General features: G+C 60.2%; 22 protein-coding genes and 4 pseudogenes. 12 read left to right on the top strand and 14 right to left on the bottom strand.

The genetic code is table 11. The features are described 5' to 3' along the window. Nucleotides 1–5: 5 nt before the first annotated feature. Nucleotides 6–1,061 carry a permease gene (locus FQ185_RS26225; RefSeq protein WP_149419987.1) on the top strand — a complete coding sequence of 352 codons (1,056 nt, stop codon included), beginning with the start codon at nucleotides 6–8 and terminating at the stop codon, nucleotides 1,059–1,061. A 113-nt stretch (nucleotides 1,062–1,174) separates the two neighbouring features. On the opposite strand, the gene mnmH is transcribed toward FQ185_RS26225, so the two are convergent. From mnmH to FQ185_RS26210, 3 genes and pseudogenes are all read right to left on the bottom strand, one after another. Next, nucleotides 1,175–2,278: a tRNA 2-selenouridine(34) synthase MnmH gene (gene mnmH, locus FQ185_RS26220; RefSeq protein ID WP_149419986.1), complete on the bottom strand. Its 1,104-nt coding sequence runs from the start codon at nucleotides 2,276–2,278 to the stop codon at nucleotides 1,175–1,177. Further along, a complete protein-coding gene (selD, locus tag FQ185_RS26215) occupies nucleotides 2,278–3,312 on the bottom strand; it encodes a selenide, water dikinase SelD (protein WP_149419985.1) in 1,035 nt (344 codons plus the stop codon). Before selD ends, mnmH begins: the two co-directional genes overlap by 1 nt. Before the next feature lie 99 nt (nucleotides 3,313–3,411). Beyond that, nucleotides 3,412–3,567, bottom strand: a pseudogene (locus tag FQ185_RS26210) (AraC family transcriptional regulator); the annotation flags it as partial. Nucleotides 3,568–3,712: 145 nt separating this feature from the next. On the opposite strand from FQ185_RS26210, the gene FQ185_RS26205 reads away from it, so the two are divergent. Both FQ185_RS26205 and FQ185_RS26200 read left to right on the top strand, forming a co-directional pair. Beyond that, nucleotides 3,713–3,940, top strand: a complete 228-nt coding sequence (locus tag FQ185_RS26205; protein ID WP_149419984.1) for a DUF6555 family protein — start codon at nucleotides 3,713–3,715, stop codon at nucleotides 3,938–3,940. Between the two features lie 38 nt (nucleotides 3,941–3,978). Beyond that, nucleotides 3,979–4,260 (top strand): hypothetical protein, encoded by a 282-nt coding sequence (locus tag FQ185_RS26200; RefSeq protein ID WP_149419983.1) that lies wholly within the window; start codon nucleotides 3,979–3,981, stop codon nucleotides 4,258–4,260. 27 nt (nucleotides 4,261–4,287) lie between these two features. On the opposite strand, the gene FQ185_RS26195 is transcribed toward FQ185_RS26200, so the two are convergent. The 3 genes from FQ185_RS26195 to FQ185_RS26185 all read right to left on the bottom strand — a co-directional run bounded on the left by FQ185_RS26195 (nucleotide 4,288) and on the right by FQ185_RS26185 (nucleotide 5,474). Continuing rightward, nucleotides 4,288–4,452, bottom strand: a complete 165-nt coding sequence (locus FQ185_RS26195; RefSeq protein WP_149419982.1) for a metallothionein — start codon at nucleotides 4,450–4,452, stop codon at nucleotides 4,288–4,290. A 72-nt stretch (nucleotides 4,453–4,524) separates the two neighbouring features. Next, a complete protein-coding gene (locus tag FQ185_RS26190; protein ID WP_178113603.1) occupies nucleotides 4,525–4,980 on the bottom strand; it encodes a DMT family transporter in 456 nt (151 codons plus the stop codon). Further along, entirely contained in the window at nucleotides 4,980–5,474 is a 495-nt protein-coding gene (locus tag FQ185_RS26185) for a DMT family transporter (RefSeq protein ID WP_149419980.1), read from the bottom strand. Before FQ185_RS26185 ends, FQ185_RS26190 begins: the two co-directional genes overlap by 1 nt. Before the next feature lie 112 nt (nucleotides 5,475–5,586). Between FQ185_RS26185 and FQ185_RS26180 the strand changes: the two genes are divergently transcribed. Further along, nucleotides 5,587–6,528, top strand: coding sequence for a LysR family transcriptional regulator (locus tag FQ185_RS26180; RefSeq protein WP_149419979.1), 942 nt, complete (start codon nucleotides 5,587–5,589; stop codon nucleotides 6,526–6,528). Nucleotides 6,529–6,574: 46 nt separating this feature from the next. On the opposite strand, the pseudogene FQ185_RS31220 reads toward FQ185_RS26180, so the two are convergent. From FQ185_RS31220 to FQ185_RS26170, 3 genes and pseudogenes are all read right to left on the bottom strand, one after another. Continuing rightward, nucleotides 6,575–7,165: pseudogene (locus FQ185_RS31220) on the bottom strand (methyl-accepting chemotaxis protein); the annotation flags it as partial. A 315-nt stretch (nucleotides 7,166–7,480) separates the two neighbouring features. Then, nucleotides 7,481–8,251 (bottom strand): annotated as a pseudogene (locus FQ185_RS31215) (cache domain-containing protein); the annotation flags it as partial. 186 nt (nucleotides 8,252–8,437) lie between these two features. Next, on the bottom strand, nucleotides 8,438–9,754 hold the full coding sequence (locus FQ185_RS26170) for a Na+/H+ antiporter family protein (RefSeq protein ID WP_178113605.1): 1,317 nt from the start codon (nucleotides 9,752–9,754) through the stop codon (nucleotides 8,438–8,440). Nucleotides 9,755–10,125: 371 nt separating this feature from the next. Between FQ185_RS26170 and FQ185_RS31210 the strand changes: the two are divergent. Both FQ185_RS31210 and FQ185_RS31205 read left to right on the top strand, forming a co-directional pair. After that, nucleotides 10,126–11,415: pseudogene (locus FQ185_RS31210) on the top strand (HAMP domain-containing protein); the annotation flags it as partial. A gap of 102 nt (nucleotides 11,416–11,517) precedes the next feature. Further along, nucleotides 11,518–12,273, top strand: a complete 756-nt coding sequence (locus tag FQ185_RS31205; RefSeq protein ID WP_371926684.1) for a methyl-accepting chemotaxis protein — start codon at nucleotides 11,518–11,520, stop codon at nucleotides 12,271–12,273. A 144-nt stretch (nucleotides 12,274–12,417) separates the two neighbouring features. On the opposite strand, the gene FQ185_RS26160 is transcribed toward FQ185_RS31205, so the two are convergent. Genes FQ185_RS26160 through FQ185_RS26145 form a run of 4 tightly spaced genes read right to left on the bottom strand, consistent with a single transcriptional unit; the run spans nucleotide 12,418 to nucleotide 15,031 of the window. After that, on the bottom strand, nucleotides 12,418–13,731 hold the full coding sequence (locus FQ185_RS26160) for a sensor histidine kinase (RefSeq protein ID WP_149419975.1): 1,314 nt from the start codon (nucleotides 13,729–13,731) through the stop codon (nucleotides 12,418–12,420). Continuing rightward, nucleotides 13,728–14,396 (bottom strand): response regulator transcription factor, encoded by a 669-nt coding sequence (locus FQ185_RS26155; protein WP_149419974.1) that lies wholly within the window; start codon nucleotides 14,394–14,396, stop codon nucleotides 13,728–13,730. Before FQ185_RS26155 ends, FQ185_RS26160 begins: the two co-directional genes overlap by 4 nt. 3 nt (nucleotides 14,397–14,399) lie before the next feature. Beyond that, on the bottom strand, nucleotides 14,400–14,723 hold the full coding sequence (locus FQ185_RS26150; protein ID WP_149419973.1) for a PepSY domain-containing protein: 324 nt from the start codon (nucleotides 14,721–14,723) through the stop codon (nucleotides 14,400–14,402). Next, nucleotides 14,723–15,031, bottom strand: coding sequence for a PepSY domain-containing protein (locus FQ185_RS26145; protein WP_149419972.1), 309 nt, complete (start codon nucleotides 15,029–15,031; stop codon nucleotides 14,723–14,725). The genes FQ185_RS26150 and FQ185_RS26145 overlap by 1 nt, the downstream gene beginning before the upstream one ends. 261 nt (nucleotides 15,032–15,292) lie before the next feature. Between FQ185_RS26145 and FQ185_RS26140 the strand changes: the two genes are divergently transcribed. From FQ185_RS26140 to codA, 5 genes are all read left to right on the top strand, one after another. After that, nucleotides 15,293–16,372, top strand: a complete 1,080-nt coding sequence (locus tag FQ185_RS26140) for a patatin-like phospholipase family protein (RefSeq protein WP_149420001.1) — start codon at nucleotides 15,293–15,295, stop codon at nucleotides 16,370–16,372. Nucleotides 16,373–16,466: 94 nt separating this feature from the next. Further along, nucleotides 16,467–16,823, top strand: coding sequence for a 6-carboxytetrahydropterin synthase QueD (gene queD, locus FQ185_RS26135; protein WP_003179697.1), 357 nt, complete (start codon nucleotides 16,467–16,469; stop codon nucleotides 16,821–16,823). Nucleotides 16,824–16,961: 138 nt separating this feature from the next. After that, a complete protein-coding gene (locus FQ185_RS26130; RefSeq protein ID WP_149419971.1) occupies nucleotides 16,962–17,786 on the top strand; it encodes an alpha/beta fold hydrolase in 825 nt (274 codons plus the stop codon). Nucleotides 17,787–18,051: 265 nt separating this feature from the next. Continuing rightward, a complete protein-coding gene (gene codB / locus FQ185_RS26120) occupies nucleotides 18,052–19,323 on the top strand; it encodes a cytosine permease (protein ID WP_149419969.1) in 1,272 nt (423 codons plus the stop codon). 13 nt (nucleotides 19,324–19,336) lie between these two features. After that, entirely contained in the window at nucleotides 19,337–20,584 is a 1,248-nt protein-coding gene (gene codA, locus FQ185_RS26115) for a cytosine deaminase (protein ID WP_149419968.1), read from the top strand. Between the two features lie 112 nt (nucleotides 20,585–20,696). Here the strand turns inward: codA and FQ185_RS26110 are convergent, their stop codons facing one another. Continuing rightward, a complete protein-coding gene (locus tag FQ185_RS26110; protein ID WP_149419967.1) occupies nucleotides 20,697–21,689 on the bottom strand; it encodes a diaminopimelate epimerase in 993 nt (330 codons plus the stop codon). A gap of 212 nt (nucleotides 21,690–21,901) precedes the next feature. Between FQ185_RS26110 and FQ185_RS26105 the strand changes: the two genes are divergently transcribed. Beyond that, on the top strand, nucleotides 21,902–23,488 hold the full coding sequence (locus tag FQ185_RS26105; RefSeq protein WP_149419966.1) for a glucan 1,4-alpha-maltotetraohydrolase domain-containing protein: 1,587 nt from the start codon (nucleotides 21,902–21,904) through the stop codon (nucleotides 23,486–23,488). Nucleotides 23,489–23,490: the final 2 nt, after the last annotated feature.

Below are 23,490 nucleotides of genomic sequence, written 5' to 3'. Positions count from 1 at the left end.
ACTCCATGTCGCTCTCAACCACAGCCGTCCCCGCCCGGGGCTGGTCGTTCTGGTGGAAACCCGCCCTGTTCGTCCTGGTGGCCTGTGTCGGCCTCTACTACGTCAAGTGGTCGCCCTACTACATCAAAGCCTTCGTCGCCGCTGATAATCACAGCATCGGCGCCTCTATCCTCAACGATAAGCAAATCGCGCCCCTGGCCGCTGCCCTGACCTATGCCAAGGTGTATTTCCTGGCGATCTGGAAAGCCGCCGTGCTGGCGATAATCCTCGGTTCCCTGCTGCAAGTACTGATCCCGCGAGACTGGTTGTTGCGCCTGTTCGGGCGTGCCGGTTTTGCCTCGACCGTGCGCGGCGGTCTGTTCGCCCTGCCGGGAATGATGTGCTCGTGCTGCGCCGCTCCGGTGGCCGCCAGCATGCGTCGTTCGAATGTATCGGTGGGCGCCGCGCTGGCGTTCTGGATCGGCAACCCGGTGCTCAACCCGGCCACCCTGGTGTTCATGGGTTTTGTGCTCGGTTGGGGGTTTACCGCGTTGCGATTGGTGGCGGGCATCGTGCTGGTATTCGGTGTGTCGATAGTCGCTCAGCGTATCGCCGGCCCCGAAACTCTGCCTGAAGCCGCCGTCGAGGCGGTGGCCGACGCCACCGAAAAGGACTCGCAACCCTTCATGATCCGCTGGGGCAAAACCCTGTGGCAGCTGTTCTGGAGCACTATCCCGATCTACATCCTGGCAGTCATGGTGTTGGGTGCGGTGCGGGTCTGGGTGTTTCCGCACATCGACGGCGTCATGGCCAACAGCCTGCTGTGGCTGGTGCCGCTGGCGATCATCGGCACACTGTTCGTGATTCCCACGGCGGCGGAAATCCCCATCGTGCAAACCATGATGACCCTAGGCATGGGCACCGCCCCGGCAGTCGCACTGCTGATGACCCTGCCGAGCATCAGCCTGCCGTCGCTATTGATGCTGCGCAAGGATTTCGATACCCGGGTGCTGGTCAGCGTGGCGCTGATGACCATGGGGATTGGTGTGGTCAGCGGGTTGATCGGGGTGGCAGTGCTTTAAGACTTATAGCGACGCAAGGGACTCTTCGCGGGCAAGCCTCGCTCCTACAGGATTTTTGTCGCTCACTCGATAGCGATCCGACATCCTGTAGAAGCGAGGCTTACCCGCGAGCATTAGTCCCGCCGGGTGACGCGCGCTCGCAGGTACTCAAGAACAGCCCCCTGCTCCCCAGCGAACTCAATGCGCGCCCCTTTATTCTCCCGCTGAAAGGCATACATCGGGTCGTAGTACTCGCGCAGCAACACTTCAATCCAGTCCCGAAACAGCTCGACCGATCCAGAACGCGCCTGCTCTTGCAGTGCGCTTTCCATCTGCAGAAACATGCGCTGATGACGCTCGCCACCCAAGCGCCGGTAAATATTATTCAAGCTTGAAATCAGCCGCTCGGAATACAGCATGAACCCTTGCTCGCCGTACACAGCGACAAATTCGGCGTGCAGGTTGATCACGTAATCCTGCAAAATCCGCTCGACCCGACCTTCGACACTGTCCTCCAGCCAGACCATCGAAAACCCTTGCATGCCCTTGTACAACGGCAACGGCAAGGCACAGCTGCCGACCATGCGGCTCTCGTCTTCCAGCACGAATTGCTCGATACCTTGGGCACGCTTCTTCAGCACGTCCACCGCCAGGCAGTTTTCAAAGTCGATGTTGGTGGGTTGGCCGGTGGCCCGTTTGCCGAAACTGGAACCGCGATGATTAGCGTGACCTTCCAGATCCAGACCATTGCTCAATTGCGTGAGTATCTCGGTCTTGCCTGTGCCGGTCATGCCACCCAGCAAGACGAAGTCGCATTGGGCAACCGCCTGATCGACGGTATCCAGCAGAAAGGTGCGCATGGCCTTGTAGCCGCCACCGACCCGCGGATAGTCGATGCCCGCCTCGTCCTTGAGCCATTGCTGGACGATCTGCGAGCGCAAGCCACCGCGAAAACAGTACAAGTAGCCGTCAGGATTGGCCCGGGCAAACTCGCTCCAGGCCCGGATGCGTTGATCCTTGACGTCGCCGCAGACCAGTCGTTGCCCCAGCGCAATGGCCGCTTGCTGACCGTGTTGCTTGTAACAGGTGCCGATCTGCTCGCGCTCGCTGTCGTTCATCAGCGGCAGGTTGACCACGCTCGGGAAGGACCCCTTGCTGAATTCGACCGGCGCGCGAGTATCCATCATCGGCCGATCGTTGAGAAAAATGTCGCGGTAATCGGTGCAGTCGATAGACATCAAAACACCTCGACCGCGTTAGTCTGTCGCTCGACCAGTTCACCGATCGGCTCAAGGGTCAGGCCCAGCTCGGCGGCCACTTTGAGGAATTGTTCGTTGCCTTCGGGGGTGACGGCGATCAGCAGGCCACCGCTGGTTTGCGGATCACAGAGCACGCGTTTGTGCATTTCCTGAAGACGCCCGAGTTTGCTGGCGTAGCTGTCGAAGTTACGCAATGTCCCGCCCGGTACGCAGCCCTGATCGAGGTAATACTCGACACCCGGCAGGCGCGGTACTCGGTCATATTCGATGCGGGCGGTCACGTTGCTGCCGTCGGCCATTTCCACCAAGTGCCCGAGCAGGCCAAATCCGGTGACGTCGGTCATCGCTGTCACGCCCTCGAGCTTGCCGAAGCGGCTGCCGGGTTTGTTCAGGGTGCACATCCAGTCACGGGCCAGACCGATATCGGCATTGCGCAACTTGCCCTTTTTCTCGGCGGTGGTGAGGATGCCGATACCCAAGGGTTTGGTGAGATAGAGCAGGCAACCGGCGGTGGCGGTATCGTTGCGTTTCATGTGGCGCTTTTCTACCAAACCGGTCACGGCGAGGCCGAAGATCGGTTCCGGCGCGTCGATGGAATGCCCGCCGGCCAACGGAATACCCGCTTCATCGCAGACCGAACGCCCGCCACGAATCACTTCCCGGGCAATCTCCGGGGCTAACACATTGACCGGCCAGCCGAGGATCGCAATTGCCATCAACGGATCGCCGCCCATGGCGTAGATATCGCTGATGGCGTTGGTGGCGGCGATGCGGCCGAAATCGAACGGATCATCGACAATCGGCATAAAAAAGTCGGTGGTCGAGACCACTCCGCGTTCCTCATCGATGGCATACACCGCCGCGTCATCGCGCGAGGCGTTACCGACCCAGAGTTTCGGGTCAAGGTTCTGCGCGCCACTGCCGGCCAGGATCACCTCCAGCACCTGGGGAGAAATCTTGCAGCCACAACCTGCGCCGTGGCTGTATTGGGTCAGTCGAATCGGCTCGCTCATGGGGTACCTCGTGGGATCAATGGCGCCGATTCTAGCAGACGACATTGATGTCGACTGTCAGGGCCTCTTCGCGAGCAACCCCCCACTCCCATAGTTGATGGGGTTATGGCAACAAAACACCCCGTTCGTCGCGTACAGCAATTGCCCCCACACATGCTCATGCGGCTCGATATACAGCCCGCGCGGATAGGTGCGCGCCAGCGGTTGCACCGGCACATCGGTGTCACTCAGATCCGGGGGCGCGGCAAGGGCCATGGGCAACGATCATTGGGGTTTTCAGGAGTTGCATGGTAACCAGCCACAGGCCTTGTCGCCACTGGCGTGCGCCACCTGACAATTGGACTGAATTTTCCGTGACGCCCGCGATCCTTCTATTACCACAGGGAGGAATACGGGCTTTATGAATAACGCAAAACTTTTCGTCATTGAATACACCCTTCATGGCGCCCCCAAGTCTTTCATTATCCGCCTGGAAAAGATGGACAACGCGGAGGCTTGGCATTGGGCAAGTTGCGATGCGGGGGTCGGACGAATCCCTCGTTTTGGCCGAGAGAAGGTGCAAAAAACCAGCAAGCCGCTGGCGGAGAAATTCGGCGTGGAAAACGTCAAGTGGCGGCCAGCGAATTAACTGATAGCGCAGCTTCAGACATTTGGAGGGATCAGTTCATGACAACAACACAACTAACCACCAGCAAGGCGCACATCGACTACGGCCTGGATACGCTGTTCGGCCGAGTCACCAAAAGCGCCGAGTGTCAGGTCGGCCTGGAACAAGTCGAGCATGATCCGACCCGCTTCGCGTTACGCGTCCAGTCACCGATGCCGGAAGATCTGGAACAGGCGAAAACAGTGTTGGTACGGGTTGAGGGGCGACGATTGAATGGCGTCATCCGTCATACCGAACGGCTGGACGATCAAAGTCTGAAAATGGAAGTGGAGCCCGAATAGGCTCCACTTTTCTGCCCGTGGCAACGGTCAGCCATGGGCACACTTGCAACCTTTACTCGCGCATTCTTCACCGTGCTCATGATGCTTGGCGCAGGCTTCGCAGCAATAGTGCTTGCCGTGACGCGCGATCGGATGTTCGCCCAGCTTGCAGGAGCATTGGGGGCAGTCGCAGATACTTTCACCGTCACTCATGAGTCTGACTCCGTTGTTGTGGTCGTCCGGTTGCCGCAAACGCGGCCCGTCTTACCAGTGTAGGAGCTTGCGTCAACCCTGCTGCGTATTGCTGCGATACATGAACACCAACGCCAACGCGAGACACACCATCGCCAGTATCCGGCTACTCGACAACTCAATCGCCGGATTGCCCAGCCAGCCAAAGTTGTCGATCAGCATCCCCATTCCCAGCTGCCCGACAATCACCGCCACCGTCGCCACCGCCGTCCCGACCCGCGGCACCGCGCCCACCATCACCATCATGTAAACCACCCCGAACAACGCACCGCTGAGCTGCCATTTCGGCACGTCCAGCAGGCTCATCGCGTGGGCTGGTTCGAAAAACAGGATCAGTAAACCGGTCACCACCGCACCTACCACGAACGTCAGCAAACTGCTGCGCAATACACCGACCGTTTCGCCGAGACGGCCATTGATCGCAGCCTGGACACTCAACACCGCACCGGCCGCCACGACCACTGCCAACAAAATAACCAGATTCATCATCAACCCCGAGCAATCAGAACAAGTGCCGCGACAATCAGCAGCAAGGCCAGCCAACGTTCACCGTTGACCTTTTTGCGGGTAGCGCCGAACCAGCCAAAGTGGTCGATCAGCACACTCTTGCCGACCTGCCCGGAGAGGATCGCAATCATGGTCATGGCAACGCCGATGTGCGGCGTAGCCAATGTCAGCACGATCACGTACATCGGCCCGAGAAAACCGCCGATCAACTGCCAGCGCGGCAACTCGCTCAACGCCGGCCCTTGTTGCGGGCCACTGAACAGCAACAGCAAAAAAAGAATCGCCGAGCCGACGCCGAAGATGCTCAAGGTCGCCCACAGATGTCCGACCTGAACCCCCAGCGGCCCGAGCAAACCTGCCTCAACGGAAAGGCCCATGCCGGCCAGGATCACCAAAGGTAAAAGCAAGAGTCGCAACCTTGGTTTGGTAGCGGGCGTTGCGACAACGCTTACGTCATCGAGAGAAGAAGACTGCATAAGTAAAACCTGCCAATAGAAACAATGGTGCGCATTATCGGCTGGTGCTCCTTTGCGATAAATGGGAGCATCCGGACAACACTTTTGCGCAACGCGCACAGCAGGATTCGCCATGCACGGCCTCAATGAACTGGGATTCAAAGCACTTCGACTGTTTGTCGCCGTTCTCGATCACGGCAGTTTTTCCGAAGTCGCGCGTAGGGAAGGCCTGGCGCCCTCTTCGATTTCCCGGCAAATCCAGTTGATGGAGCAGGCCTTGGGTCAGCAATTGCTCTACCGTCATACCCGCGCCGTCTCGCCCACCGAAGCCGGGCGGATGCTCGGGCATCACGCCAGACTGGTCCTGGTGCAACTGGAAGAAGCCGAACAGGCGTTGCAGGAACAACAAAGCAAACCCAGCGGGCTGGTGCGGATCAACGCGCCGGTGGTGTTTGGCCAACGGCACTTGACGCCATGGCTGGGGCAACTCTGCGAGCGCTACCCGAAGCTGCAACTCGATATCCAGCAGACCGACAGCTACGTCGATCCGTTACAGGAAGGCGCCGACCTGCTGTTTCGCATCGGCCCATTGCACGATTCGAGCATGCAGGCGCGGATTCTGGCGCCCCATCGTTTTCAAGTGGCTGCCAGCCCGGCTTATCTGGAACGTCACGGCACCCCGCAACATCCCAAAGACCTCGCCGCGCACCAATGCCTGGCCTACAAAGGCGTGACCGGCCAGCAGCGCTGGTTTTTTCGCAAGAATCAGCAGGACTGGACGCCCTACGCGGTGAAGGGGCCGATCACCGGCAACCACGCCGACACCCTGACCCAGGCCGCCGAACAAGGCCTGGGGCTGGTGATGTTTCCGTCGTGGCTGATTGGCGAGGCGGTACGCGAGGGGACGCTGGTGCCGGTGCTTGGGGAGTATCAGGTGTCCAACAGCCTCGAACCGCAGCAAATCACCGTGCTCTGGCCCGGCAGCCGACGCTTGTCGGTGAAGGTCAGGACGGTGATTGATTTTTATGTCGAATGCTTTGGACCGGTGCCGTATTGGGACAGGCCTTTGAGCTAAGGATTGAACACCACAATCCCGCTCCCACAGGTTCCGTGCCTGTATTTCAGATTCGGAACTGCCCGACCAGACTGCCCAGGCGCTGACCGAGATCGGCCAGGCTACGAGAAGTCTGGGCGCCGAGTTGGGTTTCGTCGGCGACGCTGTCCACCGCCACGGCGATCTGATGCACGCTGCGGTTGATCTCCTCAGCCACGGCGGTCTGTTCTTCGGCGGCACTGGCAATCTGGGCGTTCATCGAATTGATGGTGCCAATCAACTGGGCCATGGTGTCCAGCGATGCGCCAGCCTCGTTGGCCTGAGCGGAAGTACCGTCACCGGCCTCGCTGGAACGGCGCATGGCTTCCACCGCCGACTGAGTGCCGGCCTGCAAGCGGTCGATCATGCCCTGGATTTCCTGAGTGCTGATTTGCGTGCGACTGGCCAGCGCCCGCACCTCGTCAGCTACCACCGCAAAACCACGACCAGCCTCACCGGCGCGGGCGGCTTCGATGGCTGCGTTGAGCGCCAGGAGGTTGGTCTGCTCGGCAATCGAGCGGATCACCCCGAGCACACTGACAATCGACGACACGTCTTTTTGCAGGCTGTCGAGGGACACGCCGCTGCTGCGGATGTCGTTCACCAGTGCATGAATCTTCACAATGCTGCCGGCCACCACACGCTTGGCAGCCTGGCCTTCTTCGTCGGTCTGCTGAGCGGCAACGGCAGCGTTTTGCGCGCTCTTCGCCACTTCCTGGGCTGCCGCCGACATTTCATTGATCGCCGTGGCCACCTGATCGGTCTCGTGACGCTGACGCTCCATGGCCTGATCCGAACGCTGGGCCTGATCGGAAACCTGATTCACCAGCCCGGTCAGTTGCGAGGTCATTTCGGTGATCTGGCGCACCAGGCCGTGGATCTTGTCGACGAAGCGGTTGAACGAACCGGCCAGTTCGCCGAGCTCATCCTGGCTGGTGATGCTCAGGCGACGAGTGAGGTCGCCTTCGCCCGCGGCGATGTCGTCGAGGTTGGCTTTCATCAGGTTCAGCGGACGCAGGATAGTGTTGGCCAACAGCATCCCGGCGGCGGCGATGACCAACAGCAACACGGCGGCAATCCCGACGATGCTCAGCACCACGCCTTGCATGCGTTCCTGAACCTTGGCTTCAACCACCGCTACCTGAGCTTCGATGCCGTCGAGGTTGACCGAGGTGCCGACCGCCATGTCCCACTTCGGCAAGTATTCGGTGTAGCCGAGTTTGGGCACCAGCACCTGGTTGTTGCCGGGCAATGGCGAACTGTATTGGAGATAGTGAGTGCCGTCCTTGGCGACTTTTACCAGGTCACGGTTGACGTAAACACCGTTCGGATCGCGATTGTCCTTGAAGCTCTGGCCCACGCCTTCGGGGCTGTTGGCCTTGAACAGGCGCACGGTGTTGGAGTCGTAGCCGAAGAAGTAGCCGTCCTTGCCGTAAGTGATGCTCGACAGCAACTTGACCACTTGCGCCCGCGCTGCGTCATCACCGGGGGCTGCCGCGTCGTAGAGCGGTTTGATCGTGGTCATGGCCACGGCGACGTAGCTTTGCAGCGTTGCCTTGGCATCGCTGAGCAGGCGCTGGCGAGTTTCCTCGACTTCCTTGCGGGCCTGTTCCTGCAGAATGAACAACGTGGTCAGGCTGATGACCAGCGCAAAGAGCAGCACCGGGAGGACGGCAAGGGACAGGACTTTAGCCTTCAGGCTCATGCGCATGACGGTTCACTCTTTTGATTTTATTGGCGTGGTTAAAGGCTTTAACGGCACGCCAAGGCAAAAGTTGAACGCGATCATTGTGGGAGCGTGGCTTGCCCGCGATTAAGGCGCCGCGGTTTATCAGGCACACCGCGTAATCGTTCATCGCGGGCAAGCCACGCTCCCACAAGGGAAATGTGTTTAGAGGACCATTGCCGCCACCCAGCCAAACGCCAGCAACGGCAGGTTGTAGTGCAGGAAGGTCGGGACCACGGTGTCCCAGATGTGGTGATGCTGGCCATCGATGTTCAGACCGGAGGTCGGGCCCAGGGTCGAGTCCGAGGCGGGCGAACCGGCGTCCCCCAGCGCGCCGGCAGTCCCGACGATGCTGACGATCGCCAGCGGGCTGAAACCCAGTTGCACGCACAGCGGCACGAAAATCACCGCCAGGATCGGCACGGTGGAAAACGACGAGCCAATGCCCATGGTCACCAACAAGCCCACCAGTAACATCAGCAATGCGCCAACAGCTTTACTATGGCCGATCCACGAAGCCGAGGTTTCGACCAAGGTTTGCACTTGCCCGGTGGCTTTGATCACTTCGCCAAATCCGGACGCGGCGATCATGATGAAGCCGATCATCGCCATCATCTTCATGCCTTCGGTGAACAGGTCATCGGTATCGCGCCATTTGACGATGCCCGACACCGAGAAGATCAAAAAGCCCACCAGCGCGCCGATGATCATCGAATCCAGCAACAGCTGAATGATAAACGCCGCCGCGATGGCCAGGCCGGCGACCATCAGGCTCAGCGGGTTGTACTGCACCGCGACCTGTTCGACTCGCTCGATCTTTTCCAGATCGTAGACGCGTTTTTTGCGGTAGCTGATAAACGCGACCGCAAGACCGAAGACCATGCCCAATGCCGGAATCCCCATAGCATGGGTAACGTTGATGCCACTGATGTCCACGCCACTGCGGGCGACGTTGGCCAACAGGATTTCATTGAGAAAGATGTTGCCGAAGCCCACGGGCAGGAACATGTACGGCGTGATCAAACCGAACGTCATGACACAGGCAATCAAACGGCGATCCAGTTGCAGCTTGGTCAGCACGTATAAAAGCGGCGGCACAAGCAACGGAATAAAGGCGATATGTATCGGCAGAATGTTCTGCGAAGCGATGGCCACCACCCACAGCAAACCGATCAGCAGCCATTTGACCTGACTACCACCACTGGCGTGCTGGCGGTCGACCATCGCCAGGGTTTTGTCGGCCAGGGCATGCGCCAGACCGGACTTTGCGATCGCCACCGCAAACGCGCCGAGCAAGGCGTAGGACAACGCCACCGTCGCCCCGCCACCGAGGCCGCTGTTGAAGGCTTTGAGTGTTGCATCGATGCCCAGGCCACCGGTCAAGCCACCCACCAACGCGCCCACGATCAGCGCGATCACCACGTGTACGCGGGACAGGCTGAGTATCAGCATGATGCCGACCGCGGCAATTACAGCATTAATCATCGTTACCTCAAGGCAAACGGAATGAGTTCGACCGGCAGTCTGCGAAGAGCCGCCAGCGGATTAAGGAATGGGTTTTATTAGAGGGCGCGCACTGTGCCGGACCGTTGCCGCCTTGTCAAAGCCAACCCGGCCTCTTGTAGCCGCTGCCGAAGGCTGCGTTCGGCTGCGCAGCACTCGTGAATTCAGGCGCCATTGTGTTCCAGACGCACCGCAAGCACAGGTTTACGACTGCTGCGCAGCCGAACGCAGGCTGCGCCAGCTGCTACAGGTTTTGTGTGATTTCTTATTTGTTCAGATGGATAAAGAAAGCCCTATCACGGCCGTTACAGTGCTGAGTCTCAGATATTTATTGAATAAAGGACGTCTCCATGTCGCTCAGACAACTTTCCATTCAATGGAAAATCACCCTGCTGGCCGGGCTCTGCCTCGCTGGCATCGTGACCCTGCTGGTGGGTCTTTCGCTTTATCGCATGGAGCACAGCTCCGAGATGGTGAAAGCCTCGAGCATGGAGATGCTCACTGAAGCGGCCCAGGCCCGGATCGAATCCCAAGGTGAAAACCAGGCGCTGGTGATTCGCCAGCAGTTCATGGACGCCTATCAATACGGCCATGGCATTTCGCGTCAGGTGTTGTTCCTGCGCGACCAGGCCGAGAAGCGCTTTCTCGATGCCTTCGACCTGCGTGAAGACCTGACCCATCAGGTCAAGTCGGCCCTGCAAGCCAACCCGGACCTGCTCGGCCTGTCCCTGGTGTTCGAAGCCAATGCGCTGGACGGCAAGGACGAACTGTTCGCCGGCCAGAGCGAAGTCGGCAGCAATGACAAGGGCCGCTTTGCCTTGTACTGGTCGCAACCGACCCCAGGCCAGTTGACCTCCATGCCACTGCCCGAAAGCGATATGGCCGACACCAGCACCGGCCCCAGCGGCGAGGCGGCCAACGCCTGGTTCACCTGCCCGCGTACCACGCTCAAGCCGTGCGTGATCGAACCGTACTTTTATGTGATTGATGGCCAGAACGTGCTGATGACCAGCATCGTTTTCCCGTTGATGGTCAACGGCAAGGTCATTGCTTCGCTGTCGGTGGACATCAACCTCAACAGCCTGCAGGCAATGAGTCAGGGCGCCAGTAAAAAACTTTATGACGGCCAGACCAGCGTCAGCATCATCAGCCCGGTCGGTTTGCTGGCCGGCTACAGCCCGGACGCCAGCAAACTCAGCCAGCGTCTGGACGCAGTGGACAAGACCAACGGGGCCGAGCTGATTCGCATGCTCGCCTCCAATGCCAAAACCGAAAGCCTGCGCAGCAACCAGCAGTTGAAAGTGCTGTCACCGTTCCAGCCGATTCCCGACGGCAAGCCATGGGGCGTGTTGCTCGACGTGCCGGAGAAAGTTCTGGTCGGCCCTGCCGAGGCACTGAAAAAACAACTGGATGAAAGCAACACCGCCGGCACCCTGGTCGAACTCGGCCTGGGTGTGCTGGCCGCCTTGATTGGCCTGTTGCTGGTGTGGCTGATGGCTCGAAGCGTGACCAGGCCGATCCTCGGCGTGGCCCACATGCTGGAAGACATTGCCAGCGGCGAAGGCGATCTGACCCGCCGTCTGGCCTACGACAAGCAGGATGAACTGGGCCAGTTGGCGGGCTGGTTCAACCGTTTCCTCGACAAGCTGCAACCGATCATCGCCGAGGTCAAACGCTCGGTGCAGGACGCCCGCAGCACGGCGGACCAGTCGTCCGCCATCGCCACGCAGACCAGCGCCGGCATGGAACAGCAATACCGTCAGGTCGATCAGGTCGCCACCGCGTCCCACCAAATGAGTGCCACCGCGCAAGACGTCGCCCGCAGCGCAGCGCAAGCGGCACAAGCGGCGCGGGATGCGGATCAGGCGACCCGTCAGGGTCTGACCGTGATCGACCGCACCACCACCAGCATCGGCAACCTCGCCGCCGACATGAGCGCAGCAATGGTTCAAGTCGAAGGTCTGGCGGCCAACAGCGAGAAAATCGGTTCGGTGCTGGAAGTGATCCGTGCCATTGCCGAACAGACCAACCTGCTGGCGCTGAACGCCGCAATCGAGGCTGCGCGTGCCGGTGAAGCCGGTCGTGGTTTTGCCGTGGTGGCGGATGAAGTGCGCAATCTGGCGCGCCGGACCCAGGAGTCTGTCGAAGAAACCCGCCTGGTGATCGAGCAGTTGCAGAGTGGCACTCAGGAGGTGGTGGGTTCGATGAACAACAGCCATCGTCAGGCTCAGGGTAGCGTCGAGCAGGTCAGCCAGGCGGTGACTGCGCTACGCCAGATTGGCGACGCGGTGACGGTGATCAGCGACATGAACCTGCAGATTGCCAGTGCGGCGGAAGAGCAAAGCGCCGTGGCTGAGGAGATCAACAACAACGTCGCGACGATTCGGGATGTGACTGAGTCGCTGTCGGGCCAGGCCAATGAATCGGCGCAGGTGAGTCAGTCGCTCAATAGCCTGGCGAATCAGCAGCAGAGCTTGATGGATCAGTTTCGCGTGTAAATGATGGTTCCCACGCTCTACGACTGATCGTTCCCACGCTCCGCGTGGGAATGCATCCCGTGACGCTCTGCGTCACATCCCGAAGCGGAACGCGGAGCGTCCCTGGCGGCATTCCCACGCAGAGCGTGGGAATGATCATTGAGCTCAGCGTTTGGGAAGTTCGATGACAACCTTCAACCCACCCCACTCGCTCTCTTCCAACCGCAACACCCCACCCCAGGTGTCGACAATATCGCGCACGATGCCCAAGCCCAACCCATGCCCATCCGTCTGCTCGTCAAGCCGTGTCCCTCGGCTGAAGACCTGATCGCGCTGGTGTTCGGGTATCCCCGGGCCATCGTCTTCCACGCTTAGCTGAAAACCTTCAGTTGTCTGGACAACACTCAAGCGAACCTCGGCATCCGCCCACTTGCAGGCGTTGTCCAGCAGGTTGCCGAGCAGTTCCAGCAAGTCTTCCCGATCCCACGGTAACTGCAACCCGGCAGGTGCGCGGTAGCTGAGTTCAAGATGTTCGCCATGAATCATGTTCAACGTCGCCAGCAACCCCGGCAACTCAGCATCGCAATCAAACAGCGCGCCCGGTAGCGCATCGCCGGACAACCGGGCGCGGTTGAGTTCGCGATTGAGCCGTTGCTGCACTTGCTCAAGCTGCGCCAGGAACACCTTGCGCAATTCGGGATGGGCGTCGAGTTTCTCGCTTGAGGCCAGGCTCAACAACACCGCCAGCGGGGTTTTCATGGCGTGACCGAGGTTGCCCAAGGCGTTGCGCGAACGCTTGAGGCTGTCTTCGGTGTGGGCCAGTAAATGGTTGATCTGCGCCACCAGCGGTTCCAGTTCCACCGGCACCTGATCATCGAGTTGCGAGCGTTGGCCCTGCTGCAATTGGGCGATCTGTTCGCGGGCCTTTTCCAACGGTCGCAAGGCGCGGCGCACGGTGATCCGTTGCAACAGCAGAATCAGCAGCAGCCCCGCCAAACCCAGCCCCAGACCGACCTGCTGCATACGCCGGAAGCTCTCGCGCACCGGGGTGTAATCCTGGGCCACGCTGATCGAAATCGATTGGCCGAGCCGTCGATAGTCCGAACGCAGCACCAGCAATTGTTGGCCTTCCGGCCCCAGTTGCAAGTTGCTGTGCAGGCCGGGATGGTCGAGACGCGGCAGTTCCTGATCCCATAACGAGCGGGAGCGCCAATGACTGTCGGCAAAATCGATGCGGAAGTAGTGCCCGGAAAACGGTCGCTGATAAGCCGGTGACAGATGCCGCTCATCCAGCTGCAAACCCTGCGGCCCACGCACCAGCGCCACCAGTAGGTTTTCGCTGTCGTTGCGCAGCCCGGCTTCGAGGTAGCGCTGCAAACCCATTTCGAACAGCCACAGGCTGGTCTGCGCCAGCACCAGGCCGACGATCACCATCACGCTGATCAGCCCCAGGCTCAAGCGGCGCTGGATCGACCTCACTGGGCTTGCCCGCCGAACAGGTAACCCTGGCCGCGACGGGTTTCGATGACGCTGCGACCGAGTTTGCGCCGCAGGTGGTTGACGTGGACTTCAAGCACGTTGGAATCGCGCTCGGTTTCACCGTCATAGAGGTGTTCGGCAAGGTGGCTTTTGGACAGAATCTGCTCGGGGTGCAGCATGAAATAACGCAACAGGCGGAATTCAGCGGCGGTGAGCTGAATGTCGGCGCCGTCACGAGTCACGCACTGACGACCTTCATCCAGATGCAGCCCGGCAGCCTTGAGCGTCGGCTGGTTGGCCTGGCCATGGGAACGGCGCAACAGCGCCTGGACGCGCAAGTGCAGCTCTTCCGGATGGAAAGGTTTGGTCAGGTAATCGTCGGCACCGGCCTTGAGACCTTCGATCCGTTCGGCCCAGGAACCGCGAGCGGTGAGGATCAGCACTGGCGTGGCCAGGCCACCGGAACGCCATTGAGTCAGCACGTCGAGCCCTGGCAACCCCGGCAGACCGAGGTCGAGGATGATCAGGTCATAAGGTTCGCTGCTGCCCTGATACACCGCATCGCGGCCGTCGGCCAGCCAGTCCACGGCGTAGCCCTGCCGATTGAGGCCGGCCATCAATTCGTCGGCCAGCGGCACATGGTCTTCCACCAGAAGCAAACGCATCGATCAATCTTCCTTGTCTTTCAGTAACTGGCCAGTGATGGCGTCGAGGTCCAGTTCACGGACCACCCCTTCGGCGGTCAGTAGCTCGACTTCATAAATGTAGACGTCGTGTTTTTCTTCAAGCTCGGCTTCCAGCAGTTTGGCCCCCGGGTAGCGGTCCAGCGCTTGCTGCAAGAGCTGCTCCAGCGGCAGGATCACGCCCTGCTGACGCAGGTGCAGGGCCTCATCCTGATCCAGGTCGCGGGCCATGACGACCGAGCAAAAAGCCAGAAGCGCCAGCAGCAGGTGACCGCTGGCGCGCCGGTTTGAAAAAGAAAGCACCTTCATTACGTATCCTGATGATCCTTAAGAACCTGCCCGCTGACAGCGTCCAATTCCAGGTCCCATTCAAGGCCCTGCGGGTCGCGCAATTCCACCTGGTAGATGTACTTGCCGTACTCTTCTTCCAGCTCGGTTTCGGTGATGGTTGCACCTGGGTGTTTGGCCAGAGCGGTAGCGTTGAGCTTCTCGAAAGACACAATGGTACCAGCGTCGCGCAGCCTCAGGGCTTCGTCGGGGCCCAGGTCGCGGGCGTGGGCGATGCTGGCGGTCATGGCGATGATGGATGCGGTGAACAGGGCAGTCAGGGTTTTCATGGGGTGTCTCCGTATTTTTTTATGTGTTGCCTACGGAGTGCACCTTAACGGGGCGAACTTAATTGAAACTGAATTGCCATCATTACAGATGGCAACACGACATCGCAGGCATACACAAAACCTGTGGGAGCGAGCCTGCTCGCGATAGCGGTATGTCAGCCCACATTAATACCGACTGATACACCGCTATCGCGAGCAGGCTCGCTCCCACAATGACCGTGCATGTCTATAATCCCCCGCTTGCCTGCATTCGAGATCGGTATGACCGCCATCCACATCAAGTTCCCTTCCCTGACCCTCAAGGCCGGCCCGCGTGCCTATGCGCGCATCCGTGAAAACGGTTTGAACGCCGCCGAAGTGGGGACGCTGCCAGGTGCCGCCGGTGGCCCCAAGGCGCTGGGGATTCAAGGGCTGGACTTGGCGCTGTTCGGTGAATGGCTGCCGGCCGCACCGCGGGAGCGCTCACTGATTGGCGCGTCGGTGGGTTCCTGGCGCTTCGCCAGTGCCTGCCTGCCGGATGCCGCCGAAGGCCTCCGCCGCCTCGGCCATCTCTACACCGAGCAAAATTTCGCCAAAGGCGTGACCATGGCGCAGATCAGCCAGAGCTCCCGGCGCATGCTCGATGAATTGCTCGACGGCCGCGATGCCTCGATCCTCGACAACGCCCATTACCGACTGAACATCATGGTGGTCAAAAGCCACGGCCTGCTGGCCGATGATCATCGCGGCCGCTTGGGACTGGGCCTGTCATCGGTGATCGCCGACAACCTGCGCGGCCGTGCGCGGCTGGCACGGCACTTCGAGCGGCTGATCATCCACGACCCGCGCCTGGCGCCCCCGGTCCATGCACTGAACGATTTCCCGTCGCGCTTCGTTGCGCTGGATGCCGGCAACCTGCGTCAGGCGTTACTCGCTTCGGGTTCGATCCCGATGGTGATGGAGGGCGTGCGTGACCTGCCGGGCGCAGGCGTGGGGACGTTCCGCGACGGCGGTTTGCTGGACTATCACCTCGACCTGCCTTACAGCGGCAACGACATCGTGCTCTACCCGCACTTCACCGACCGGGTCATTCCCGGCTGGTTCGACAAAACCCTGCCGTGGCGCCGAGCCTGCCCGACGCGCTTGCAAGATGTTCTGCTGTTGGCGCCATCGAAGGAATACCTGTCGCGCCTGCCCTACGGCAAACTGCCGGACCGTAACGACTTCAAGCGTTTCATGGGCGATGCCCCGAGCCGGCAGAAATACTGGCGTACAACGATGGAGGAAAGTCGTCGACTGGGCGATGAGTTCCTCGAACTGGCCGCCAACGGTCATCTCGGCGAGCGCTTGCTGACCCTTTAGTCAGTGTTTTTCCGCAACCCCAAACGCAAACTGTTAAACTCGCCGCCTGCCCACATCGCTGCGGCGATCGCCACCTGACAGAGCTCAAACCACTGTGGAAATCTTCAAAGAATTTACCTTCGAATCCGCCCACCGCCTGCCCCACGTGCCGGACGGCCACAAGTGCGGTCGTTTGCATGGCCACTCCTTCAAAGTAGCCATCCACCTCAGCGGCGACCTCGACCCGCACACCGGCTGGATCCGCGACTTCTCGGAAATCAAGGCGATCTTCAAGCCGCTGTATGAGCGTCTGGATCACAACTATTTGAATGACATTCCTGGCCTGGAAAATCCGACCAGTGAAGTGCTGGCCAAATGGATCTGGAATGAGTTGAAGCCTCTGTTGCCGGAACTCAGCGCGATCCGCATCCACGAGACCTGCACCAGCGGCTGCATCTATCACGGCGAGTAATCAGATCTTACGGACAACAAAATCCCTGTGGGGGCCCACAGGGAAGCGCGTTTCGTCAGTAAATAAAAAAACAGCCTTCAATGGCTGTTTTTTTATGCCTATGATTCTTGGCTCGGACACGCCAAGAGGACACAACCCATGACTGACTGGCCGCTGGCTCAGACCTATCGCTTCAACGGGTACTCCGTTCGCTACGCCGTACGGGGCGACGGCCCGCCGCTGGTGTTCGTGCATGGCACGCCCTTCTCTTCTTACGTGTGGCACCGGATTGCGCCGCACTTCATCACCACGCACCGGGTGCACTACTTCGATCTGCTGGGGTACGGGCTATCGGAGAAAGTCGAGGGCGATGTGTCCCTGGGTGTGCAGAACGAACTGTTGTCCCAACTGCTCGAGCATTGGGGTCTGGATCGCCCGGACGTCGTGGCCCACGATTTCGGCGGCGCCACCGTACTGCGGGCCCATCTGTTGAACGGCAAGGATTACCGCAGCCTGACGTTGATCGATCCGGTGGCGCTGACGCCCTGGGGTTCGCCGTTTGTGCAGCATGTGCGCCAGCATGAGGCGGCGTTCAGCGGTCTGCCCGATTACATTCAGCGGGCGATTGTGCCGACCTATATTCGCGGGGCGATCAAACGCGAGATCCCCGATCATGAGCTGGCGCCCTACGTCCAACCGTGGCTGGGTCATCCGGGGCAAGCGGCGTTTTACCGGCAGATCGCGCAAATGGATGAGCGTTATACCCGTGAGGCCGAAGGGCTGTACCCGACGATTCGTTGTCCTGTGCAGATTCTGTGGGGGGAAGACGATCAGTGGATTCCCATTGAACGCGGGCAGGCGTTGCATCAGATGATCCCGGGGTCGCGGTTTCAGGCGATTCCGAATGCCGGGCATCTGGTTCAGGAAGATGCGCCGGAAGCGATTGTCGCGGCGCTCCTGCGGTTTCTGCCGCTACACAAATGACGATCGTTCCCACGCTCTGCGTGGGAATGCAGCCCGGGACGCTCCGCGTCCCTGCCGAAGCGGACGCGGAGCGTCCATTGAGGCATTCCCACGCAGAGCGTGGGAACGATCAACGGCAGTGTTCCAACTTGCATCACTGCCGCACCGCTATCGAGCCTTCCTCAAGCCAAATTCCCCCGCTCGGCTATAAATAACTACACCTCCCCACGCTTGGCACGACCACTGCAACACGCCCCCGCGTCACTCATTCAGCAAGGAACGCCCCATGACGCAGCACAATCCCGGCAACGATTACCCCCTCAGCGAAGTCCCGATGCATGCCCGCAAGGGCCTGGCCTCGACGGCCATGGTGCTGCTGGGTTTTACCTTTTTTACCGCGACCATGTTTGCCGGCGGCAAGCTCGGGGTGGCGTTCAGTTTCGGCGAGATGATGGCGGTGATTATCGTCGGCAATCTGCTGCTGGGGATTTACGCCGCAGGTCTGGGTTACATTGCCTTCAAAAGCGGCCTCAATTCGGTGCTGATGGGGCGCTTCTGCTTTGGAGAGGTAGGCAGCAAGCTCAGTGACTTGATCCTCGGGTTCACCCAGATCGGCTGGTACGCCTGGGGCACGGCCACCGCCGCCGTGGTGCTGGGCAAGTATTTCGAGTTGAGCGAGGGCACTGTGCTCGGCTTGATGGTGCTGTTCGGACTGGTTTTTTGCGCAACCGCGTACGTCGGTTATCGCGGCTTGGAAATTCTGTCGTACATCGCGGTGCCGGCGATGATGTTGCTGCTGATGCTGTCGATGTGGGTTGCCACAGTGAAGGTCGGCGGGCTCGACGGTTTGCTCGCGGTAGTCCCGACGGGAACCCTGGATTGGTCGACTGCGATTACCCTGGTGTTCGGCACGTTCGTCAGTGGCGCAACCCAGGCGACCAACTGGACACGCTTCTCCCGCTCGGCCCGGGTCGCGGTGCTGGCGAGTCTGATCGGCTTCTTCATCGGCAACGGCCTGATGGTGTTGATCGGAGCCTACGGGGCCATCGTTTACCAGCAACCGGACGTGGTCGAAGTGCTGCTGTTGCAAGGCTTCGCCATGGCGGCGATGGCGATGTTGTTGCTCAACATCTGGAGCACCCAGGACAACACCATTTACAACTTCGCCGTCGCCGGTTGTAACCTGCTGCGCACCGGCCGTCGCAAAACCGTGACCCTCGCCGGCGCGGTGATCGGCACGCTGCTCGCGTTGCTGGGCATGTACGACCTGCTCGTGCCCTACCTTATCCTGCTGGGCACGGTGATTCCGCCGATTGGCGGGGTGATCATGGCGGACTTTTTCTACCGGTATCGTGGTCAATATCCACGTCTGGCCGATGCTCGGTTGCCAGCGTTCAACTGGCCCGGGTTGAGCGCTTATGCCGTCGGCACCGTTGCCGCATTCAGTTCGCCCTGGGTCGCGCCGCTGGTAGGGATTGCCGCTGCCGCGCTAACGTATGTGTTACTGACCGGCGTGCTGGGTGCCCGTACCGCCAACGCACCACTACAAGATCTATAAAAGGATTCGCCTGATGCACATCATCAACGCCCGCCTGCGCAACCAAGAAGGCCTGCATGAGTTGCACCTGGAAAACGGCCTGATCGGCAACATCGCCCGTCAGACCGAAGCCCCGACTCTGGGCCCCGACGACCTGGACGCTGGCGGTAATCTGGTGGTGCCGCCCTTCGTCGAGCCGCACATCCATCTCGACGCCACGCTCACCGCCGGCGAGCCGCGCTGGAACATGAGCGGCACGCTGTTCGAAGGCATCGAGTGCTGGGGCGAGCGCAAGGTGACGATCACCGAGGAAGACACCAAGACCCGCGCCAAGAAAACCATCCAGACCCTCGCCGCCCACGGCATCCAGCATGTGCGCACCCACGTCGATGTCACCGACCCGCAGCTCACCGCGCTCAAGGCGATGCTCGAAGTGCGCGAGGAAAGCCGTCACCTGATCGATATGCAGATCGTTGCGTTCCCGCAGGAAGGCATCGAGTCGTACCGCAACGGCCGGGAGCTGATGGAAGAAGCGATCCGCATGGGCGCCGATGTGGTCGGCGGCATTCCGCATTTCGAGTACACCCGCGATCAGGGCGTGAGTTCGGTGAAGTTCCTGATGGACCTGGCCGAGCGCACCGGTTGCCTGGTGGACGTGCATTGCGATGAAACCGACGACCCGCACTCGCGCTTCCTTGAGGTGCTGGCCGAAGAGGCCCGCAGCCGCGACATGGGTTCGCGAGTGACGGCCAGCCACACCACGGCCATGGGCTCTTACGACAACGCTTACTGCGCCAAACTGTTTCGCCTGCTCGGGCATTCGGGGATCAGTTTTGTGTCCTGCCCCACCGAAAGCATTCACCTGCAAGGGCGCTTCGACAACTTCCCGAAACGCCGTGGCGTGACCCGTGTCAACGAGCTGCTCGAAGCGGGCATGAACGTGTGTTTCGGCCAGGATTCGATCGTCGACCCGTGGTATCCGCTGGGCAACGGCAACATATTGCGGGTACTCGAAGCCGGCCTGCACATCTGCCACATGCTCGGTTATCGCAACCTGCAAAGTGCCCTGGACCTGGTCACCGACAACAGCGCCAAGGCCTTGGCACTGGGTGATCGTTATGGACTGGAACGCGGGCGGCCGGCGAATTTGCTGATTCTGTCGGCGGACAGTGATTACGAGGTCATCCGCAGCCAGGGCTTGCCGCTGTACTCGGTTCGCGATGGCATGGTGTTGATGAAAAGGACGATGCCGGTGGTGGAGTTTTTTGGCGATCAGGGCTGAACTCTTCGTTGACTGGACTGGCGCCTTCGCGAGCAGGCTCGCTCCCACATTGGTTTTGTGTCGTTCGCAATCCCCTGAGGGAGCGAGCCTGCTCGCGAAAGCGATCTAACTATCAACCCACCAATCGAGCCGTACCAAACAGGCTGACCCGACTCAACTCACCATCAGACTCTTCCAACAAAATCGGCGCCGTACCACCGGGCATCACCACGCTCACCTCCCCCGCCGCCACCCATCCCACCCGCCACGCCGCGCAGGCCACCGCACTGGCGCTGGTGCCCGATGACGCCGTCGGCCCTTCACCACGCTCGAACACCCGCGCAACGACTCGCCCTTCAGACTCCAGCATCGCCCATTGCAGATTGACACCCGCCGGACAGGGCTGCCCTGCCCCGGTCGGCCTGGCATAGGCGATGCGCGTCAATCCTTCGGACAACCCTGGCTCGCGCATCTGCTCATTGCCCGGTAAGGCAGCCGCGTTATCCACAAGGGTCACGCAATGCGGATTGCCGACCCGCACGAATTGACTGCGCGTCCAGGCGGCATCAAGTGACGCCAGTGGCTGCACGTGGCTCAGCTCGCGCCCGTTGAATGCCATGCTTTCAACTCCTTCAGCGCTGACCGCACCCGGCCCGAATGAAGGCTTGCCCAAGTCCAGCCAAAACCCGTGCACACTTTCGACCTGCGCCGGTTTCACGGACGTCTCGCCCGGTGAAATAACATCAGTCTTGTCATGATGAACCCTGAGCAGGCAAGCCGCGTCCCGAGGCAGCAACCCTTGTTCACTGAGCGCTTGGGAAAAAATCGTCAGGCCGTTGCCGCTACGCTCAGCCAACGTGCCGTCGGTGTTGACGATCAGCAGGTCAAAGGACGGCGCCGCCTGGAACGGTCCGACCAGCAAGCCGTCGCAGCGACGCGCCTTGCTGCCGGGCGGTTGTGTCCCGGGAGCCCAGCCACAGAATGCGTGAATGGCCGACAACGCCCACCTCTCGCGGCTTTGCGCCGCGTGGCTGGTCTGTTCAGGCAGGTCGATACCGCTACGGCGCACATCGTCAGGCGCCACCACAGCGTAGATATTGCCTCGAGCATCGTAGAACGGCGTCATGAAGCGCTCCTGAAATCAGCCAGAAAAGAGCCCGTACTTTAGCGTCAAAGCCCGGCGATGAAATACCGCCCGGGAGTCGGGCCTAAACAATCCAGTTATTAACATCCCCATCGTTATTGCGAAGTCATCCATGCAACCTGTCATTTATGACAGCAGACAGCTAGCCGAACCAAACCCAGAGTGGACCTGAAATCAATCGTTCGGTGACGATCATGAAAAAGACTTCCGTACTGTCCCTGCTGATTGGCCTGACTTTGAACGGTGTGGCGATCGCCGATGAAACCGTCCCCGTTCGCAACGGTACCGGGGAAGAAATTCTGTTGCAGGGCTTTCACTGGAACTCCAGTCGCGATGCCGCCGAAAAATGGTACTCGGTACTGACACACACGGCCGGTCAAATCGGCCGGGACGGTTTTACCGCCATTTGGATGCCTCCACCCTGGCAAGATCGTTCCAGCTGGGTCGACAGCCGCAAAGGTACGTCCGGCGGAGGCGAAGGTTATTTCTGGGGTAGTTTTGACAAAAACAGCGATTACGGCACCGATAAACAACTTCAACAAGCTGCCGGGGCGTTGAAGGGTGCGGGCGTGAAGATAGTCTACGACGTGGTGCCCAATCACATGAACGACAGCAATGTCGTCGAATCGCAGTTTCCAAGAGGCCGCAAAGAGTGGCGTCACGATTGTGCCGAGTGCGATGAAGGCGACGCCTTCATGGATGGCGCTGCCGACCTCAATACCCATAACCCGCAGGTATTCGAAACCTTCAAAAAGGAGTTCATCAATCTGCGTGACCAGTACGGTGCCACAGGCCTGCGCTTTGATTTTGTCAGAGGCTATGCACCGGAAACAGTCGATCGGTGGATGCAGGCTTTCGGGGATCAGCAGTTCTGTGTCGGTGAATTGTGGAAAGGCCCCCGCGAATACCCCGACAACGATTGGCGCAGTAAGGCCGGTTGGCAGGATGCACTCAAGGACTGGTCTGATCGCTCGCGCTGCACGGTGTTCGACTTCGCCCTCAAGGAGCGCATGCAGAACGGTTCGATTGCTGAATGGAGGCACGGGTTGAATGGCAACCCGAATCCAGCCTGGCGCAAAATCGCCGTGACCTTCGTCGACAACCATGACACGGGTTCCTCGCCGGGGCTCTATCGGGGACAACGTCATTGGCCGCTGGCCGAAGCACTGCGTAACCAGGCTTACGCTTACATCCTTGGCACGCCGGGGACACCGGCGATCTACTGGCCAGACATGTATGACTGGCAACGTGGCGACCTGATTCGCCAATTAATCGCAATTCGCAAGGAGGCCGGTATCAAGGCTGACTCACCGATCCGCTTCCAGCCTCAGTATTCCGGGCTGGTTGCAACGACGACAGGTACCCGTAAAAGCCTGGTGATCGCGCTGGATTCGGATTTGACCAAACTTCCCCAAAGGCTGACCCAACAGGCACTGACCTGGGATGGCGGCAAAATCCGGATCTGGACCACGGCTCCCGAACAACCGCCCGTCAGCGTTCGCTTCACCTGCGACTATGCCAGTACCTATCCCGGCCAAAACGTTTATGCCGCCGGCTCGTCACTCGAACTGGGGGCATGGGATCCGGGTCATGCCATTGCCTTGACCCGCAACTCACAAGAAAACCGTTGGATAGGCGCCATCGATTTGCCCGCGAATCAAGGCATCGAATGGAAATGCATCGTGCGCAGCAACGAGCCGTCTGACCCTGTGCGCTGGCAGCCGGGCCCCAATGTCAGTTTCATCAGCGGCGCGGTCAGCGAAACGCGAGGGACGTTTTAAAC

Source organism: Pseudomonas sp. ANT_H12B (assembly GCF_008369325.1).
Taxonomy (GTDB): domain Bacteria; phylum Pseudomonadota; class Gammaproteobacteria; order Pseudomonadales; family Pseudomonadaceae; genus Aquipseudomonas.
The sequence above is the reverse complement of the archived record's forward strand: the minus strand, read 5'-3'. Positions and strand labels throughout refer to the sequence as shown.